The organism is Rikenella microfusus DSM 15922, assembly GCF_000427365.1.
In the GTDB taxonomy this organism is placed as follows: Bacteria; Bacteroidota; Bacteroidia; order Bacteroidales; family Rikenellaceae; genus Rikenella; species Rikenella microfusus.
This window is the reverse complement of record NZ_KE386488.1, coordinates 2,065,765-2,085,803: the sequence shown is the minus strand read 5'-3', so window position 1 is coordinate 2,085,803 and position 20,039 is coordinate 2,065,765. Positions and strand designations below refer to the sequence as shown.

Annotated in this window: 13 protein-coding genes; 5 read left to right on the top strand and 8 right to left on the bottom strand. The window is 58.7% G+C overall.

The genetic code is table 11. The annotated features are described in order from the left end of the window. Nucleotides 1–144 precede the first annotated feature (144 nt). The 6 genes from RIKMI_RS0109655 to tsaD form a co-directional block, all read right to left on the bottom strand. On the bottom strand, nt 145–2,517 hold the full coding sequence (locus tag RIKMI_RS0109655; protein WP_027291440.1) for an ABC transporter permease: 2,373 nt from the start codon (nt 2,515–2,517) through the stop codon (nt 145–147). Nucleotides 2,518–2,756: 239 nt separating this feature from the next. Beyond that, entirely contained in the window at nt 2,757–3,722 is a 966-nt protein-coding gene (gene glsA, locus RIKMI_RS0109650; RefSeq protein WP_027291439.1) for a glutaminase A, read from the bottom strand. 97 nt (nt 3,723–3,819) lie between these two features. Then, nucleotides 3,820–4,263, bottom strand: a complete 444-nt coding sequence (locus RIKMI_RS14385) for a hypothetical protein (RefSeq protein WP_051214483.1) — start codon at nt 4,261–4,263, stop codon at nt 3,820–3,822. 104 nt (nt 4,264–4,367) lie between these two features. Then, the gene (gadC, locus tag RIKMI_RS13760) at nt 4,368–5,885 is read right to left on the bottom strand and encodes a glutamine/gamma-aminobutyrate antiporter GadC (protein ID WP_051214482.1); all 1,518 of its coding nucleotides are present in this window, start codon (nt 5,883–5,885) and stop codon (nt 4,368–4,370) included. 334 nt (nt 5,886–6,219) lie between these two features. Next, complete coding sequence (locus RIKMI_RS0109635) at nt 6,220–8,379, bottom strand: GDSL-type esterase/lipase family protein (RefSeq protein WP_027291438.1); 2,160 nt, start codon at nt 8,377–8,379, stop codon at nt 6,220–6,222. A gap of 99 nt (nt 8,380–8,478) precedes the next feature. Continuing rightward, nucleotides 8,479–9,504 carry a tRNA (adenosine(37)-N6)-threonylcarbamoyltransferase complex transferase subunit TsaD gene (tsaD, locus tag RIKMI_RS0109630; protein WP_027291437.1) on the bottom strand — a complete coding sequence of 342 codons (1,026 nt, stop codon included), beginning with the start codon at nt 9,502–9,504 and terminating at the stop codon, nt 8,479–8,481. Between the two features lie 125 nt (nt 9,505–9,629). On the opposite strand from tsaD, the gene RIKMI_RS0109625 reads away from it, so the two are divergent. After that, the gene (locus RIKMI_RS0109625; protein WP_027291436.1) at nt 9,630–10,085 is read left to right on the top strand and encodes a copper resistance protein NlpE N-terminal domain-containing protein; all 456 of its coding nucleotides are present in this window, start codon (nt 9,630–9,632) and stop codon (nt 10,083–10,085) included. 334 nt (nt 10,086–10,419) lie between these two features. Then, nucleotides 10,420–11,361, top strand: coding sequence for a M23 family metallopeptidase (locus RIKMI_RS0109620; protein ID WP_037291817.1), 942 nt, complete (start codon nt 10,420–10,422; stop codon nt 11,359–11,361). 1,065 nt (nt 11,362–12,426) lie between these two features. Here RIKMI_RS0109620 and RIKMI_RS0109615 read toward each other — a convergent pair. Both RIKMI_RS0109615 and RIKMI_RS0109610 read right to left on the bottom strand, forming a co-directional pair. Next, entirely contained in the window at nt 12,427–13,971 is a 1,545-nt protein-coding gene (locus RIKMI_RS0109615; protein WP_027291434.1) for a glycine--tRNA ligase, read from the bottom strand. A 167-nt stretch (nt 13,972–14,138) separates the two neighbouring features. Next, complete coding sequence (locus RIKMI_RS0109610; RefSeq protein WP_037291815.1) at nt 14,139–15,653, bottom strand: arylsulfatase; 1,515 nt, start codon at nt 15,651–15,653, stop codon at nt 14,139–14,141. A 71-nt stretch (nt 15,654–15,724) separates the two neighbouring features. Here RIKMI_RS0109610 and ruvX point away from each other — a divergent pair, with 71 nt between their 5' ends. From ruvX to RIKMI_RS0109595, 3 genes are all read left to right on the top strand, one after another. Beyond that, nucleotides 15,725–16,150, top strand: a complete 426-nt coding sequence (gene ruvX / locus RIKMI_RS0109605; RefSeq protein WP_027291432.1) for a Holliday junction resolvase RuvX — start codon at nt 15,725–15,727, stop codon at nt 16,148–16,150. Between the two features lie 610 nt (nt 16,151–16,760). Then, on the top strand, nt 16,761–17,615 hold the full coding sequence (gene nadC / locus RIKMI_RS0109600) for a carboxylating nicotinate-nucleotide diphosphorylase (RefSeq protein WP_027291431.1): 855 nt from the start codon (nt 16,761–16,763) through the stop codon (nt 17,613–17,615). Beyond that, entirely contained in the window at nt 17,616–19,775 is a 2,160-nt protein-coding gene (locus RIKMI_RS0109595; protein WP_027291430.1) for a S9 family peptidase, read from the top strand. It abuts the gene before it with no gap. Nucleotides 19,776–20,039 lie beyond the last annotated feature (264 nt).

Below are 20,039 nucleotides of genomic sequence, written 5' to 3'. Positions count from 1 at the left end.
TGGCAGTTTGGCATACAAATTGCTTCTTTTCATAAAAGAGTTTGGGTTAGTAGCTGAAGGGGTGGTTCCCTGAAGCAAAAAAATGGGCAGGCCGTGACGGACCGCCCATTTTTTGTTTCCAGGCTATGCATACGCTTCGGACATTCAGTCCCTGACGGCCAAAACGGGGTTGGCCCGGGTAGCTTTCAGGGACTGCCACAGCACCGTGCCGAAAGCGATTACGAACGCCACGGCCCCGGCCGCGGCGAATATCGTCCACGACAACGGAATCCGGTAGGCATATCCGCTCAACCAGCCGTTCATCAGATACCAGATCGCCGGGACGGCGACCACGAAAGCCGCAGCCACCAGCTTCAGGAAACCCGAGATCAGGCGAACGAGCACTTCGCGGTCCGTGGCCCCGAACACCTTCCTTACGGCAACCTCCTGCGCCCGCTGACGCATGAAATAGGTCGACATCGCCAGCATCCCCAAAGCCGATATCAGGATCGCAAGCAGAGAGAAAGTCCGGATCATCTGCGCCATCCGCTCCTGAGACCGGTACATATCGTCTATTTCCTGTTGCAGGAATCGACCGTCGAAATAATTGCCTCCAGCCTCCTTATTATAGAGTTCGCCTATTTTATCCATCGTGCCGTACAGATCCGTTCCCCCCAGCCGGATCAATATATACCCCGTCTCCGTATCCGGCGAAACATGAATCAGCAGCGAATAGGTATCTTCGGTAAAATCACTCGTCGAAAAGTCCGGCACCATTCCGGAAATGATAAACTTATGCCGCATCTCCTGCCCTTTGGTATACTCCACGGCATCCGGTGCCAAGCCTAAATCGTTCCACGCCCTGCGATTGAGCCAGATCCGACTGCCGTCCGGTTGCCGCTGCCCCGTCTCCCTCAGCGGTTCGATGCCCAGCGCCGGGAAATAGGCCGTATCCACGTAGTAGGCCCAGATCCCATGGAACTGCCCCTCGATATCCGTATGGATATACCGGCCGCTCCCATCGCCCACGCCCGGTATCGTGTGGGCAAACGAGACCACCTCGACCCCCGGAATTTGCATCAACCGATCGCGGAACCCCGCCGCCTGTTCCGCCGTGCAGCGATTGCGGCAGACCACCACCTGCTCCGTATCGAACCCCAAATCGCTGTGGCGCATGAAATCCAGTTGCCGTACGATCGCCACCGAGCAACCGATCAAGACGATCGTGATCACGTACTGAAAAACGATCAGCACCTTGCTGTACACCATTTTAGTTTTACGGCGGAACGTCCCCCGCACTACATCGATCGGCTTGAAGCGCGTCAAAACATACGCCGGTACCAACCCCGACGCCACCCCGATGGTTACGACTCCGGCCAGTACGACGGCGATATTTTCCGCCGTCGCCCCCTCGGATAGCGACACCTTCGTTTGCAGAACGTTCTGAAACCACGGTTCCACGGTAGAAGCGAACAACAGCGCCAGCACGAATGATACGGAACAGATCAACAGGGATTCCGTCACATAGGAAGCAAACAATTGCCCCCGCGTACTGCCGAGCAATAACCGCATGGCCGCTTCCTGCGCCCGGAAACCGCTCTGTGCCACCGACAGGTTGATGTAATTGATCACCGCGAAAAGCAGGATCACCAGCACCGTAGTTCCCAAAATCAGCAAATAGATCGGGCTGTTCCCGCGCGTGCCGGGGTCCTGCCGGTCGAGGTAGATATTCTCCAGTCGATTCAGATGCGGATTGCCGGAGATATTCTCAACGAACCTCCTCAGCCTCAGTTCCTGTTTGAAGCAGCGATTCAGTTCCGCCGTATCGAGCCTCGCCGACAGGTCGGCATTCCTACGCCCCTGAAAGTAAATCAGTATATCCGCATTGTCATTGAGCGTATTCATTTGCCCGGCCAGAAACGATCGGGTAGTTTTCGACGACCGGAGCCAGTTGTCGATCGGCACGATCATATCGGGATTCCGGAAATGCGTATGCTCGAAATCGCGCACCACCCCGCTCACGGTATAATCGATTCCGCGCGTGGAGATCATTTTGCCCATGGCCGGCTCATGGCCGAAAAGCCTCCGCGCGAACGACTCGGTCAACACCACATCGTCCCACGTATGCATCGCCGTCGCCGGATTACCCTCGACGAACGGGAACGAGAAGATGCTGAAAAAACTCGAATCCGTCAACAGTATCTTCGCATCGACCGTCTCGTCCGTATATCCCGCAATCGGATCGAGCGTATACCCATCTTTGGTACAGACCCGAGTCCAGGCCTCGATCTCCGGATAACGAGCCGCCATTGCCGGAGCCAATCCGGGAGCAAACTGCGCCCCGTCGTCAGCCTCAAGCCGGTAGATCCGCTCCTTATTCTCATGGAAACTGTCCACCGACAGTTCGTCCTGCACATATAACCCCAAAAGGAGCACGAACATCAGCGACACGGCGAACCCGAATATGTTGATCGCCGTGAACAACTTGTTTCTCCCGAGAAAATTCCAGAAAGACCGGAAGTGAAACAGACGTGCCATAATTGCAGTTTACGTATAGCCCATGGTAACTGCATACGATTTTACCCAAAACCATGCCATCACTTACAACGCGCTATATATCAACAACTAACGAACCACACACCCGATCGAAGTGTCTAAAAAATAGACACCCGTTGTCTAAAATTTAGACAACGGGTGTAAAAAACCGGTCGGCTCACGGAAAGAGCCGACCGGCCTGTCGGACGCCGTTACGCCGGGTAGGCGTAATCCGAAAGAAGCTACGCAGTGATCTCGATACTGTCGCCGCTGTACACGTTCACGCCCAGATGACGGGCGATGTACCGAACGGCCTGTTGAGCTTTCACCGAGTTGCCGGCGTCGTCTAACGGCGGGGCGAAGGCGGCGATTCCAAACCCACCGGGCAGAACGCCCATAACACCGCCTCCGACACCCGTCTTTGCAGGTATGCCACTGGTGTACATCCAGTCGCCCGTATGTTCGTAGAAACCGACCGCAGCGATCAAGGCCACGATCTTCGGCGCCAATGCCCTGTCGAACACCTGTTTTCCCGTAGACGGGTTCAGCCCGTAGTTCGCGATGGTGCAGCCGGCGACAGCCAGCTGCCGGGCCGTAACCCCCATCGAACACTGACGCGTATAGAGATCCAGAGCCATATCCGGATCGTCGTAAATACGGTTATAATTTTTCAGCAGCCACGCAATCGACTTGTTGTTGAAATTGGTAGCCGTTTCCGACCGGTACAGCTCCTCCAGCAACACCAACGGCGAGCCGCACAAATCCGCCATATTCTCCTCGATGGCCTTCCACTTGGCATCCGCGTCCGCAGTCGGACCGACCATGCTGCAAGCCGCGATGGCTCCCGAATTGACCAGCGGCGTGCTCGGATGGTCTTTCTCCAACAGGATGGCCATAATGGAGTTGAAAGGCAGCCCCGTGGCGTCCGCCCCGATCTTTTCGAGCAGCTTCTCCGGCCCCGACTGCCGCAATACCAGCACCGCGGTATGCACTTTCGAGATGGACTCGATGCCGAACACGTACCTCGTATCGCCGGCCTCGATGATTTCGCCTCCCGGCAGGCTCACCGCAATGCCGAACAGATCGGAGGGCACGTTGGCCAAATAAGGAATATAGTCGGCGTTCGCGCCGCCTTTCGCGCTTTTGACCTGTTCGTAGGCTTCGTTCACCAGCGATTTGAGCGCAGCGACGGAAATAGTTTTTTTCATAATATTCTCGATAGTTGATTCATACTGTCGGACCCAACCGCGGCGAGGGTACCCACCGCCCGTAACGGGCGGTGCCGTATCCCCCGGACACTGCGGATTACTCCTTGCGGCAACTTTTGCCGCGGCAGCTCTGAGCTTTGGCCTTTTCGCTCACCTCGTCGGCCTTGGCGCTGACCGTCCGGGCTGCGGAAGAGACGGCGGACGCCGCCGTAGCCACACCGCTGTTCACTTTCTCCTTAACCGTTTCGCCCACCTCGCCGGCTTTGTCTTTCACCTGTCCGGCCTTTTCTTTGGCGGTCTCTTTCAGCCGGTCTGCCTTTTCTTTGGCCGCTTCGGCCAGGCGGGCCGCCTTCTCGCCGGCGGTCTCTTTCAACTGAGCGGCCTTCTCCCTGACCGTTTCGGTCACGTCCCCGGCCTTGAGCGACACGGCGGCGGCAGCCTGCGATGCGGCTTCCTTCACCGCCTGTCCGGCATCCTTGAGTTTGTTTTTCGCTTCGGCCAAAGCTTCTTTCGCCGCAGCGCTGTTATCTTTTTCTTTCATAATACAATTGTTTTTTAATGCTTGTTTCGATCGCTACTCCTGTTTCCGGTCCGCCATGTCCTGCGTCCGCAAAACGTGCGGCAGGCGGACCGGCGGAAACGGCGTCACTTGGCTGCCGGCGCGTCGCCCTCCGGAACCGGAGCGACCTGCGCGTCCGGTTTCGCCGGCGTTTCCCAGTGGAACGGTTCGATCTGCGCGGCAGGGTCTTTCCAACTCGGTTTACGCATGGCGTAGATGACGAACGGAGTGGCCACCACGATCGCCGCGCCGATAATCAGCACGCCGAACCACATTCCGTTGCTGATACCCGCAATCGACCCCGGCTTCACGAAACTCAGGATAAAGGCCAGCAACGACCCGCAGAAGCCCAGACCGCCGACGAACCACAGCAGTCCGTTGCCACCCTTCCCGATCCGGAACGGGCGCTGTTCTTTCGGCATCTTGTAACGCAGCACGATGGCCGACGCGAACATCAGCATATACATAATCAGGTACAGGAGTACCGTCAGCTGCGACAGGATCTGGTAGAAAGACTGAACCGAAGGCATCACGACGAAAAGCAGCCCCAGGAGCGTCACGACTCCGCCCTGGACGTAAAGGATGTTTTTCTGAACGCCCAGTTTGTTGGTTTTCTGGAAGAACGGAGGCAGATAGCCCGACCGTCCCACGGTAAAGATACCTTTCGACGGGCCGGCGACCCATGTCAGCACCCCGGCCAGCACGCCGAAAGCCAGCGCGATGGCGATCACCGGAGTGGCCCAGGTCAGGTGCAGGTAATGCAGGTAGTTGTCGAAGCCCACCAGGAGCGACTGCGTCAGGCTGATGTCTTTGGCGGGAATCACCAGCCCCAGGGCGAAAGTACCCAGCACGAAAATCAGCACCGTAATCAGAGCGCCGATGAAGATCGCTTTCGGGTAGTTCTTACCGGGGTTCTTCACGTCCATCACGTGCACCCCCATCATCTCCATCCCCGCATAGAAGAGGAAGATACTGGAAGCCAGCACGAGGTTGTCGAATTTCGAGAGATCCGGAAAGAAACTCTGGCTCATGTCCATCTGGTTCTGGCCTCCGGTCGAGATATAGATGATCCCGAAAACGATCAGCAGTCCGGCCGGGATAATGGTACCGACCATGGCCCCGATTTTGGAAACTTTGCCGACCCAGCCCAACCCTTTGAGCGAGATGAAGGTAGCGATCCAATAGATGGCCAGCACCACGATCAGCGTATAGAGTTTGTTGGAAGCGAGTCCCATGTCGTGCACTTCGTTCATGCCGATGAACGCGATGGCCACGGCCCCGAAAGTCAGCACCGTCGGATACCAGATGGTACTCTCGACCCATTGCAGGAAGATGGCCAGGAAACCGGTGCGGGTTCCCATGGCCTCGCCGACCCAGCGGAATACCCCGCCCTGCTTGCTGGAGAACATCGCCGCCAGTTCGGCGGCCACCAGCGCCGTCGGGATCAGGAACACGATGGCGGCGAACAGGTAATAGAATGCGGAACTGAGTCCGTAGGTGGCCTCCGCCGGCAGCCCGCGCAGGCTGACGACCGCCGCCACGTTCATAATGGCCAGCGTCATCACACTGAGCTTGAACGCTGTGGATTTAGTAGAATTTGCCATTGTCGATAGTTTTTTGATTATGAATAATTTTTTCGAGTATTTCCTGACGTACAATGAACACGGCCCGTAGCCGTTCACGGGATTTCATGCAAAAGGCGTGCAATTTTTACACACAGCAGCTTCCTGAAATGTACGAACGAACACAACATACTACATATCAATGTGATAAAAAATCAGTGCGATTTTATCTGATCGTCCGCTCGGATTCCGGATTTTCAGATGTTTTCGGCCCGTACTCCGGCCGCCGACCGGCCAAACGGAAAACGGACGGTTCCGATACCGTAGGGATATCGAAACCGTCCGTTGTCTGTTTTCACGGCGAGGCCGCCCGGTCTTATTCTTCCAGCAAGGCTGCGATCCGGCCGCTCCAGACCCGGTACCCTTCCGCCGTCAGGTGGATATTGTCGCCGGAATACAGGCCGGGAAGCGGTTTGCCGTCCGGAGCGACGAACCATGCGGTCGGATCGACATACCGCACGTTATCCGGCAGGGCGGCTTTGCGTTCGGCGAGCAGCCGGTGGACCCGGAGGCTTTTCCGACGCAACGGGTCGGAACTGTCCGCCCCGGCGGGCAGCAGACCGAACAGGATGATGCGGCTGGCGGGAAAAAGCCGGGCCGCTTCACGCGCGACCGCTTCGATTCCTTCGGTTACCTCTTCCGGCCGGTCTCCGGCGATCAGGTTATTGATCCCGATGGTAATCACGATATTTTCCGGACGGACGACATCATAAGTCCCGTGCCGCAGTCTCCAAAGCAAATTTTGGGTTTTGTCGCCCGAAATACCGGCGCTCTCCCAGCAGGAACTGTCGCCTACGGCCCCGTCCATCGCCTCGCGCCCCGGTTTGTAAGCGACCAGCCGACGGCAACCGCCGAAACCCTGAGTAATGGAATTGCCCAGTAACAGCACCCGGAGCCGCTTGCCGGAATCCGCCCGTTCGGCATGCCGTCGCAGGGTGGCGGTAATATCCTCGGCTATGCCGTGCCATTCGGCGCCGGGAACCCATCCGGCCGCCGAGCGGAATTCGTTGCCCGGAACGGGCCGGACGCAGGGATTGGAATAGAGACCGGCCGCCCGCAGCACGAACCCGACGATGGGATCCGGATCGGTCAGCGAGTGAGGATGGTGTCCCACGCCCGGTTTATGGATCACTTCCATCCGGGTGCCTCCGGCGGCCTCGTAACGTTCGCGGAAGACCTCGGTATTTTCGGCCGGAGGCACCACCGTGTCGGCATCCCCCACGACATGCAGGATCGGAATATCCGTTCCCGCCAACGCGGCAGCGTGATCGATCGGGTTACGGCTCCATTTCCGCATCTGTTTCTCGTTACGGAACCCGTATGCGGCCATCATCAGCCGCGTATCTTCCGGCGACGATCCGACCGGCCAGCTTTTCAGGTCCATGACCGGCGCGTCGGCGTAGATGCAGCATACCCGTTCCGGACGGCGTGCCGCCCAGTTGTAAACCGGTAGCCCGCCGCGGCTCATCCCTTCGAGGACGACGCGCTCGCTGAAACCGGCACGGGTCATCAGGCCGTAAAACTTGTCCCAACGCTCAAGGGCCTCTTCCGCACCGTACAGGTTCGCCACGTCGCAATAGGCGATGGCGAACCCGTTTTCGAGCAGGGCGATGTCGGCCTGCGGTTCATGGCCCCAAAAGCGGGCGCGGAGCACCCAGGGCTGTCCTTCGGCATAGACGCGCGGCAGCACGAGACGGCAAGCGACCCCTTCTCCGGTTTTACCCCACGGCATGATAAAGTCGTACCGGGTGTGGCCATGAAAGTTCGAACGATCGACAGGCGCGGGCAGCGTCGCGGAATAGACGGCGGCCGGTTTGCCGCAATTCCGCAGGATATACTCCCCGATCGTGCGGGCCATGCGTCCGGCGGCGATGGACGAAGGATGGATGCGGTCAGGCATCGTCGCCGGATCCCAACGGTCGCCGAACAGGTTGTAAAGATTGACCGCCGCCAGGCCGTCTTCATAAGCGAGCCGCCGTACCAGCGGCACGATCCGGCCGCCGATCACGCTGTCGCTGATATTTTCGTCCGTAAAACATTTGACCGGGGTCAGCAGGATCACTTCGGGACGGGACGGGAGCTCGCGGTAGCTCCGGATCAGAGCCCGGTAGTCGGACAGAAAGTCGGAGGCCAGGCAGCCGCGGTTCTGCGGTTTGGAGTCGTTGGTGCCGAGCTTCAGCAGAACGATGTCGGGACGGAAGTCGAGCGAGGCCCGGTATTCGGAGGTCTGGATATAGGGCAGGTCGCCTCGGGTGAGCAGAGTACGCCCCGAAACGCCGAAATTACGGACTTCATAGCCAGTCCCGAGGTATTGCTGCAACTGGGCCGGATAAGAATTGCGGTCCCGGTTCGGAATGAGGGCGCCGTAAGTGATGCTGTTGCCGACACAGGCGACGCGCAACGGCCGGTTCTCCTGCGCCCGGGCCGAAAAGACCGGGAGCAGCAGGCTGCACAGAAAAAGGAAAATCGGTTTCATAAACAGAATGGTTTGGGTTTTGTCTGTATATGCGAATACGGCCCCGATCGATACGGGGCCGTCAGGCGGTTGTCGCAGAGAGGGACGGGAAAGGACTCGTTAAAGATCGGCGGCACGCGCTGCCGGAGCCATGTCCAGCCCGGCGAACTCCTCGCGCAGGTATTTGTAGTAGCCGGTAATGGCGATCATGGCGGCATTGTCGGTCGTCAGCGACAACGGGGGTATATAGGTCGTCCAGCCGTATTTCCGGCCGGCCGCGAGGATAGCGTCGCGCAGGCCCGAATTGGCCGACACGCCTCCGGCCACGGCGATTTCGGCGATGTCGTACTGTTTGGCCGCTTTGACGAGTTTGTTCATCAAGATTTCGACGATCGTGGCCTGCAACGAGGCACAGAGATCGGCTTTGTGTTTTTCGATGAAATCCGGATCGTCGGCCACGCGGTCGCGCAGGAAGTAGAGGAATGAAGTTTTCAGCCCGCTGAAACTGTAGTCGAAACCGCCGACCGACGGTTTGGCGAACCTGAAGGCTTTGGGATCCCCTTCCCGGGCCATCCGGTCGATCAGCGGGCCGCCGGGATAGGGCAGTCCCATGATCTTGGCGCACTTGTCGAACGCTTCGCCCGCCGCGTCGTCGATCGTGCCGCCGATAATCTCCATATCGAGGTAGTCCCGTACCAGCACGATCTGGGAGTTACCGCCCGAAACGAGCAGGCACAGGAACGGAAATCCGGGTTTCGGAGCGTCGGGGTTGTCCGGCAGGGTCACGAAATGGGCCAGGATATGCCCTTGCAGGTGATTGACCTCCATCAGCGGAGTGTCCTGGGCGATGGCGAACCCTTTGGCGAACGACACGCCGACCAGCAACGATCCGAGCAGTCCCGGGCCGCGTGTGACGGCGATGCCGTCCACCTCGTCGGGAGCGACGCCCGCCTTTTTCAGCGCGAGATCCACCACCGGGACGATATTCTGTCCGTGGGCGCGGGAGGCGAGTTCGGGAATGACACCGCCGTATTCGGCGTGGACGGCTTGCGAGGCGATGACGTTCGACAGCAGCGCCCCGTCGCGTATGACGGCGGCGGAGGTGTCGTCGCACGAGGATTCTATGCCGAGGATAGTGATTTCCATGCAGGCTGGTCTATGAAATGACTGTTACGGATTGACAAAGATAGGAATTTTTCGGTTTGCGTTCTTTGGCTTATTTTTTGTATTTTCACGCATTTCGGAGTTTCACTTAATAAATATCAAGAGGTATGAGAAGAATTCTGTTAAGGCCGATGTGCGCGGCGCTGGCGGCTCTCGGAGCGATGGCCTGCGGCGGGAACAAGGGGGCGCAAACGGATGCCGTGTCGGACACGGTATCGCGCCGTTATGTGGGAACGCTGCCTGCGGCGGACGGCCCGGGCATCGTTTACGACCTGACGCTGGTCAATCCGGCGGAAGATTCGCTTGCCGGGGATTTCCGGCTGTCGATGACTTATCTCGAAGCGGAAAACGGCCAGGACGCGAAGTTCGACTCCGAGGGCCGGTGGACGGCGCTCCGGGGTATTCCCGGCGATTCGTCGGCCGTGTTTTTCCAGTTGGTGGAGACAGGGGTACGGCCGGATACGACCGCATTCCTCGATCTGGGCGACAGCGTGGTATTGTTGGGCGCCGGCCTGCAACGGGCGCAATCGGGACTGAATTACACGCTCACCCTGACGGAATAGGCTTCCGCACGCGGTATGACGCCCGGCGGCCTCTTTTTCGGAAAGAGGCCGCTTTTTCGATGTCCGGACCGATCCGACGGCTCCGTCTCTATGCGAAGCCTTTCCGTCCGCTTCCCTTTTTATCCGGTTCGCGCCGCCCCTCGGGAGCTTTTTGCCGGAGCTTTCATCGCCTCGTGCCGCTCGACATACATTTCAGACGGTAAACGGACATTAAGGCCTCAATAACCCTATATAGACCGCATTGAAAAACAACCTGTCGGAAATTCCCGGATCTCCTTGAAAATCCGCGGACTTTTATCTATATTCGTCTGACAGAACCAAACTCTCATCCGTTATGTCAGCCAAATTTACGACACTTGCCGCCCTCGTTCTTTGCGGCGTGTCGGGCGTGTCGGCCCAGCAGAAGCATGAAATCGAGACGACAAGCCGATGGGTAGACGGTACCAGTCTGGAGATCAGCGCTGTCAAATATCCCGTCGGAAGTTATACCGTCCTGTTGAAATTCACCGAACGGCAAAACACGCGCCAGTCTCCGACTTTCAGGACGGTGATGCGCGGCAGCAACCAGAAACTGCTGACCGTCGCGCCGATCAATGCCGAACAGCCCGTCCGGTGCGGTTACCGGTATTATTATATCCGAGGGTACCGCCATCCGAAACTCGACAGCGCTTTCGTTTACCGGCTGCCGTACAGCACTTCGCACGAACCGGTAACGGTCCGGGAGCTGTACAACCTGAACGAGCGCCATTTCGAAGGCAAACCGGTGCGAGGATGGAAAGTCTGGCAGTTCATGTTGAACGAAGGAGACACGGTGTTCGCCATGCGGAAAGGCACGGTGGTGGAAATACACGACGGCGAGGCTCCGGCGCAGGCCGGACTGCAATCGACTTATCGTTCCAGGGAAAATTCGATACTGGTCGAACATCCGGACGGAACGCTGTGCCGCTATTCAGTGCTCGAAAACGGCAGTCTGACTGTGGCGGTCGGCGACGTGGTCTATCCGGGGACTCCGTTGGCCCGTGCCGGGACTTATTATGAAGGAGGAGAACGCCAGGTGCGTACGGCTGTCTATTTCCCGGACGAAAATCCCGCTTACGACGAAACCGCCCCTCAGAACGGTTCCGTTTTCGAATGGGTTTATTACAATCCGTGGTTCGCTACGGCCGGAGGCGATACCCGATTGCAGGACGGAGCTGCTTACCGGGCTGCCACTTCCGCCGAACTGGTACGGAAAGAGATGACCAAAAAGGAGATCAAACAGCGTCCGGAATCGTAAAACCGGATTGCATAACTGAACATATCATCGGAATCGCAATATTTTCCGGTCGGTTCCGCAGTACGGTCCGGCGCTCCGACCGAGCATTCTCTCTGCCGGAAGGGGACGGCACGAGCCGAAGAAGCATCGGCCGAAATGGTGGCGACCCGGTGTATATACGATTTTATGCCATTTATACATATGTCTGATTTTCAGATCTTTTGACTCGTATCCACTCTTGCTGCGATTCCGCTGTTCGGATGGAAAACCGGAGAATCCGATGGATCGTAGAAATATATAGGGTACCCGATTATATACTTCGATATACCTTTTAGTTTTCGCCGATACTTTTTCGGCTCGCGCCGGACCTTTCAGGTCTTTTGCTGGGTTTGCACCGCCTCAGGCCGTCCGGCGCGAAGCCGAGCGGGGTTATCGGGAAGTTTGTGTAAAGTCGTATATAGTCGCCATATATTTAAGGTTGAACGCCCGGGAAAAACCTTCGTGTTTAGGGCGGCCCCAGCCCGGAGCCAGCAAGGGCCAAACGAGCTTTGCGAGTTGCAGCCCTTCGCCGGGGGTGGCTCCGGGCTGACCGCTACGCGGACAATTAACCGTATGATTAAAAACAAGTTTCCGCGTCAGCGGGCGGGCCGGACGCCTCCCCACGGGAGGCCCGCAACCCTCGTAAACTCGGAGCGGTCTCCCGGGCGTCCGACCCGAATGAAAAATTAACCGTACGGTTAAAATACCCCTCGTCCATTCGGTTCCGCACCCGTTCTTCCTGCGGAAAAAACTTTCTGTCGGCGGCACCGGCGGATACGCTGACAGAAAGCGGGCTGCCCGGCAACTGGGCAGCCCGCTTCTACGACGGTACATTTCGCCTTTTTAGGGTGGAACCTCCTGTACCTTTTCACCTCGGCACGTTTACCGATCGCCCCGATTGCGGCAAAGTCATAGAATCGACATAGCAAACCAATTGCCGGACAGCGGGGATAAAATGCGGACAGTCCCCGTTCTGCTCTCGTCGGTAAAACGCCCCGCAGCGAGGACAGCGCCCCCGAACCCGGGAAACAGCCATAAAGCGATCGCTTATCTGACCAGCTTGGCGAACAGCGGACGGAGGCTGACCATATCGTGTACGATACCCGGCAGTTCGGCGATCTTCACCCGTTCCTGCTGCATCGAATCCCGGTGGCGGATCGTCACCGTGCCGTCTTCGAGCGATTGGTGGTCCACCGTTATGCACAGCGGCGTACCGATGGCGTCCTGACGACGGTAACGTTTTCCGATGCTGTCCTTCTCGTCATACTGCACATAGTGGTCGAATTTCAGGTCGTTCACGATCTTCCGCGCCACCTCGGGAAGCCCGTCCTTCTTCACCAGCGGCAACACCGCCGCCTTGACCGGTGCCAGGGCGGCCGGGAAACGCATCACCACGCGTTCTTCGCCGTTTTCCAGCTTCTCTTCCGTATAAGCCGCCGAAAAAACCTGAAGGAACATGCGGTCCACCCCGATCGACGTTTCGACCACATACGGCGTATAGCTTTCGCCGCTCTCGGTGTCGAAGTACTGGATCTTCTTGCCGGAGAACTTCGCATGCTGCGACAGGTCGAAATCCGTACGCGAGTGGATCCCTTCCACCTCCTTGAACCCGAACGGGAATTCGTATTCCACGTCCGTGGCGGCATTGGCGTAGTGGGCCAGTTTTTCGTGGTCGTGGAAACGGTAACGGTCGTCGCCGAAACCCAGCGCGCGGTGCCAGCTCATACGGAACTGCCGCCAATGCTCGAACCACTGCATCTCTGTACCCGGTTTGACGAAGAACTGCATCTCCATCTGCTCGAACTCGCGCATGCGGAAGATGAACTGCCGCGCCACGATCTCATTGCGGAAAGCCTTGCCGATCTGGGCGATCCCGAACGGAATCTTCATGCGCCCGGTCTTCTGCACGTTCAGGAAATTAACAAAGATCCCCTGCGCCGTTTCGGGACGCAGGTAAACGATACTCGCTCCGTCGGCCGTGGAACCCATCTGGGTGCTGAACATCAGGTTGAACTGACGCACGTCCGTCCAGTTCTTGGTACCGCTGATCGGACAGACGATACCCAGCTCCTCGATGAGCGCTTTCACGCCGGCCAGGTCGTTGGCATTGAGCACTTCGGTCATCTTCTCGTGCGCCGCGTCGCGTTTGGCCTTGATCTCCAGCACGCGGGCGTTGGTGGTCACGAACTGTTCGCGGTCGAACGCTTCGCCGAACCGTTTGGCGGCCTTGGCTACCTCTTTTTCGATCTTCTCGTCCTGTTTGGCGATCCAGTCTTCGATCAGCACGTCGGCCCGGTACCGTTTCTTGCTGTCCTTGTTGTCGATCAGCGGGTCGTTGAACGCTCCCACGTGCCCCGATGCTTCCCAGGTCTTGGGGTGCATGAAGATGGCCGCGTCGATGCCCACGATATTGTCGTGCAGTTTGGTCATCGCATCCCACCAGTAACGCTTGATGTTGTTCTTGAGTTCGACGCCGAGCTGGCCGTAGTCGTAAACGGCCGAAAGCCCGTCGTATATCTCGCTGGAGGGGAATATGAATCCGTACTCCTTGCTGTGTGCGATCAGTTTCTTGAAAAGTTCCTCCTGTGTCATCGGTTCTGAATGTTTGAATGTGCGAAAGTAGGGATTTTCCGGGACATGGCGATGCGTTATCACCGTCTGCGCGGCGGACGCAGCCCGCAAGGCACCCCGAACGGAGGGCTGCAACCCGCGCTGCGCCGGGTTTCGCCTCCGCTGGCTTCGGGGTATTGTGCTTCGTTTTATTCGGCTTTCGGGAAATTGGGCGTATGCACCGGCACGTTCCGGACGATTTGTAATTCGCCCGACGGCGACACCCATTCCTCCCCGCGTTCCCGGAGATGTTCCGCCATCCGTTTGCGGAAAACCTCCAGGCGCGGAGCCTGCGCCGCATCGTCGTGCAGGTCTCGGTTCTCGTAAGGGTCGGACGCGAGGTCGAACAACTGCTCTTCCCCCTTGTTGTAGAACCAGATATATTTGTATTTCCCGTCCGTCAGCGCCACGTAGCCGCTGTTCGGGCCGTAGCAGGAGTAATGCTCGATGTCGATCATGTCCCGCCATCCGGCTTTTTTCGGATTCCGGACGATGTCGAGTACCGAACGGCCGTCCACTCCGTCCGGCACGTCGGCCCCCGCCGCATCGAGAAAGGTAGGCAGGATGTCGCGGATTTCGACCGGTTCGGGCCGCGTCGTCCCGCGTTTCACTTTCGCCTTCATTCCCTTCGGATAACGGACGATGAACGGTACGTGCGACGACCCTTCGTAGGCATAGGTCTTGCGCCAGTGGTAGTGGTCGCCGAGCATGTCTCCGTGGTCGGAGACGAAGAGAATCACCGAATTGTCATACATCCCTTTCTCTTTCAGGGCGGCCATGATCCGGCCGATCTGCTCGTCGATGAACGATACGTTGGCCGCGTAGTATTTGCGGGACCGCTGCGCGTATTCGGACCCGAAGTCGCCGAAAGGCGCGTCGGGATTTTTCAGCGGATCGTGGGTAAAACGGGTCGAGTAGGTCGAGTCCCAGTCGCCCGCGGCCGGCGCGGCCAGCGTTTTGTCTTCGTACAGATCGAGGAATCGCCGGGGGGGATCGTACGGGCTGTGGGGCCGCGCGAAGGATACTTTCAGGAACAGCGGTCGGTCTTGGTCGTAGTTTTCTATCAGCCGGACGGCCCGTTCGCCGGTCCACCAGGTCGGATGGAGCGTGTCGGCCAGCGGGTATGCTTTCGCCGAGTGGCCGTTCCATCCCATATGGCTGGAGTCGGGACTCAGGCCCGGCGCCACTCGGGCGAACCACTGCCGGTAGTCGCTGACGAATCCGTCGTCCTCGACGCGCCCCGATTCGTCCAATTCGGTCGCCGCGAACCCGCGCAGGGAACGCTGCGGATGCCAGTGCATTTTGCCGATGCCGTAGCTGTAATAGCCTGCGTCGGTCATCAGCTGGGGCAGCTGGTTGGGATATTCCGGAGCGATGTACGGGACGTATCCGATCAGGCCGTGGTGCCACGGCGACTGGCCTGTCAGCAACCCCGCCCGGGCCGGCGTGCTGCTCGGCGCGGAGCTGTACCCGTTGGTAAACCGCACCCCGTCGGCGGCCAGCGCGTCGAGGTTGGGGGTATGGATATTGGGATCGACGGCGCCTAAATAATCGAACCGGTGCTGGTCGGTCATGATAAGAATGACGTTAGGCTGTGTCTTTGGGGCGGCCGATACGGCGCCTGCGGCTGCCAGCGCGGCCAGTGTCGCTATTGTCTGTTTCATGGTCGGATTCGGTATCGGAATTTCAAAGGTACGAAAAGGTCGTTTTATTTTCGCTATTTTTGTAGCCGGATATGGGCAGGATCGTCGCGATAGATTACGGGCGCAAGCGGGTCGGGCTGGCGGTGACCGACCCGCTGCGGCTGATCGCCACGGCGCTGGATACGGTACCGGCGCACGAGGCGGTGGAATATTTGCAACGTTATGCGGCTACAAACGAAGTGGAGCTTTTCGTGGTCGGCGAGCCGCGGCAGATGAACGGCGAGCCGTCCGAGTCGCAGCGCTATATCGCGCCTTTCGTGAACCGGTTGCGCAAGGTGCTCCCGGACATTCCGGTCGTGTTCCACGACGAGCGTTTCACTTCGGTGCTGGCCCACCGGGCCATCATCGAGGGAGGGGTAAAGAAAAAGGAACGGCGCACGAACAAGGGATTGGTGGACCGGGTCAGCGCGGTCATCATTCTGCAATCTTATATGGAATCGGCGGACGCGATCAAATAGACAGCCTGCGGTATCTGTCCGCCGACAGGCGTTTGTTTTTTTCGCCCGCTTATGCCGCGGAGGCACTGGCTTCTCCGGACGCCTTATGCCGGCGGGGCATCTCCTTTTTTGTGCGACCAAAAAAGGAAGCAAAAAAGTCACCGGAAATGTACGATTTTCCGGGTCAGTAGCCTCTACCTGACCGCGGTACAAAACAAGATGCTGGAAGAAGTACTTATATAAACCGTATGGTTAATTGGCCGCGTAGCGGTCAGGCCGGAGCCACCCCCGGCGCAGGGCTGCAACTCGCAAAGCTCGTTTGGCCCTCGCTGGCTCCGGGCTTTAACCTGCCAATTAAAAGTACGGTTAATTTTTCATTCGGGTCGGACGCCCGGGAGCGGCCGCATCGAGCAGCGCGAGAGTTGCGGGCCTCCCGTGGGGAGGCGTCCGGCCCGCCCGCTAACGCGGAAACTTGTTTTTAACCGCACGGTTAATTGGCAGGGATATACTTTGCGACCTTTAGGTCGCGCGGGCCGGATGAGTACCACAGGCTCCGGCGAATACATCGACACGGTTTCGAATACCGCACCGGCGGACGGAAACCGGACAAAAACCGCAACACACCAAACATATGGAAAAGACATACGAACCCTTCGTAGACAAACTGATCGAACTGGCGATCGCCGAAGACATCGGCGACGGCGACCACACCTCGTTGAGTTCCATTCCCACCGGCGAGCGCGGACGGATGAAACTGCTCGTCAAACAGGCCGGCGTACTGGCCGGCGTCGAAATCGCCGAACGCGTTTTCCGTCGGCTCGACCCGACCGTGACATTCGAACGCATCCTCCGGGACGGCGACCGCGTTCAACCCGGAGACATCGCCTTTTACGTGGAAGGAAGCCTCATCGCCCTCTTGCAGTCCGAACGCGTGATCCTCAACATCATGCAGCGCATGAGCGGCGTGGCCACCCAGACCGCGGTGTATGCCGACGCGCTGAAAGGGTTGAAAACCAAAGTGCTCGACACCCGCAAAACCACGCCCGGCATGCGCGTGCTGGATAAAATGGCGGTGAAGATCGGCGGCGGCGAAAACCACCGGATCGGCCTGTTCGACATGATCCTGCTCAAGGACAACCACATCGACTTCGCCGGCGGCATCGCCAAAGCATTGGCCGGAGCACGCGCGTACCTGAAAGAAAAACACAAAGACCTCAAGATCGAGATCGAAGTACGGACACTGGAAGATATCGACGAAGTGTTCGCGGCCGGAGGCGCCGACCGGATCATGTTCGACAACTTCAGCGTGGAACAGACCCGCCAGGCGGTGAAAAAAGTGGCGGGCCGGGCCGAAACCGAATCCTCCGGCGGCATCACGCTCGAAAACCTGCGCGCCTATGCCGAATGCGGCGTAGACTACGTTTCGGTCGGGGCGCTGACCCACCAGATCAAAAGCCTCGACATGAGCCTTAAAGCAGTGGAATAGATGAAAAAAGGAATTTGCGCGGCCGTTTTGGCCTTAGCGGCGGGCATCGCATCGGCCCGGCCGGGACAGATCGGTTACGACGATATCGCCGGAGGAAAACTGTCGGCCAGAAGCATCGGCGGCCTCAGACCCATGGCCGACGGGGAGCATTATACGACGCTGAAAGACGGAGCCGTATTGCGCTGGCGCTACGCCGACGGCGGGCTGGTCGATACGCTGTTCGCCCCGCCGGCCGGCTTCCCGGAAGTCGAAGGCTACACGATGAGCGACGACGAACGTAAGATGCTGATCGTTACCGGCCGCGTGCCGATCTACCGTCATTCCGCACGGGCCGATTACTACGTGTACGACCGAACGAGCCGGGACCTCCGGCCTCTATCGAGCGGCGGCAAACAGCAGGAGGCGACCCTGTCGCCCGACGGTACGAAGGCGGCATTCGTGCGGGACAACAACCTGTTTACGGTCGATCTCGCCTCGCCGCAGTTCACCGAACGGCAGGTCACGACCGACGGCCGGCGCGGCAAAATCATCAACGGTATCCCCGACTGGGTGTACGAAGAGGAGTACAGCTTCTCCCGCGCCTACGAATGGGCGCCCTCCTCGGACGCCATCGCCTTTTACCGCTTCGACGAAAGCGGGGTGAAGGAGTACTCGATGAACACCTTCCGCGGGAAACTGTACCCGGAAAATTACGACTTCAAATATCCGAAAGCGGGCGAAGCCAATTCCGTGGTCGAGATTAAAATTTATCGATTCGACAGCGACTCGACCCTCAGCGTGAACTTGGATTCCGAAACGACCGACATCTACGTGCCGCGCATCGGATGGACCTCGGACGGACGGCTGGCGGTACACTGGCTCAACCGAATGCAGAACCGTTACCGGATCCTCGCGGCGGACGCATCGACCGGAGCTTCGTCCGTACTGTACGAAGAGCGGAACCCGCGCTACATCGAACGGATCAATGACCAGACGGCGACTTTCCTGCCGGACGGGAAAGGGTTCGTGGTCAAGAGCGAACGCGACGGCTGGATGCACCTCTACCGGTACGACATGCAGGGCCGCCTCGTGAACCGGATCACCGAAGGCGAATGGGAAGTGACGGCGCTCTGCGGGATCGATCCCCGAAACGGCAGGGTCTATTACCAGTCTACCGAAGGATCGCCTCTGCGGCGCGGGATTTACAGCATCGGCCTGAACGGCAAGGGCAAAAAACTGTTGTCGGCGGCTGACCAGGCGGGGACGCACAGCGGAGTGTTCGGACCGGGTTACCGCTATTGGATCGACTACTTCTCGAACAGCACGACGCCGACGGTGGTGACCCTGCGGCGGACGGCGGACGGGAAAGCCGTCCGCGTGCTGGAAGACAACGCCGCCCTGCGGGAACGGCTCCGGACGGACTATCTCCTGCCCCGCAAAGAGTTTTTCACCTTCACCACGCCCGAAGGGGTCGAACTGAACGGTTATCTGCTCAAGCCGGCGGATTTCGACTCCACGAAACGCTACCCGGTACTGATGACCCAATACAGCGGCCCGGGGTCGCAACAGGTGGCCGACCGGTGGGGCTGGTCGTGGGAGACGGCCCTGCTGCGGGAAGGCGTGCTGGTGGCTTGCGTGGACGGCCGCGGAACGGGATTCCGGGGCGAGGAGTTCCGCAAATGCACCTACGGCAACCTGGGCGGCCTCGAAACGCAGGACCAGATCTCGGCGGCCCGTTACCTGGGGACGCTGCCCTGGGTAGATCCGGCGAGGATCGGCATTTACGGCTGGAGCTACGGCGGTTTCATGGCTCTGAACTGCATCCTGAAAGGGGCGGACGTATTCGCCTTGGCGGTGGCGGTGGCTCCGGTCACTTCGTGGCGCTATTACGATACGATATATACCGAACTCTACAACGGTCTGCCGCAGGACAACGCGGCGGGGTACGACGACAACAGCCCGGTCCGTTTCGCACACCTGCTGAAGGGGAAATTGTTGCTGGCGCACGGTACCGGAGATGACAACGTGCACATCCAGAACAGTTACGAAATGATCGAACGGCTGGTCGAAGCCGGCAAACCGTTCGAAATGCTGATCTACCCGGACAAAAACCACGGGATGGGCTCCTCGCGCGACCATCTGCTGCGCCGGGCGATCGGGTTCGTAAAGGCCAATTTGTAACGGAATCCGCCGCGAGGCATCCGAAAACCATAAAACTTTCGTCTATGGAATAGAAACCGGAACAGAGACACATACATATCGAATAAGCATCGGCTTCACGTTCCTTTTCTGAAACTTGAGAAATTTCCGTGTGTAGGGAACAGAGCTTCATGCCTTTGTTGTACCCCTGCGTTTTCGGCGCAGGGGTATCGACATGGCATGGGGGCGTCTGCTCTACACCGGGTATCTCAAGACCTCAGAAAAGGCAGACCGTTTCCCCATGCT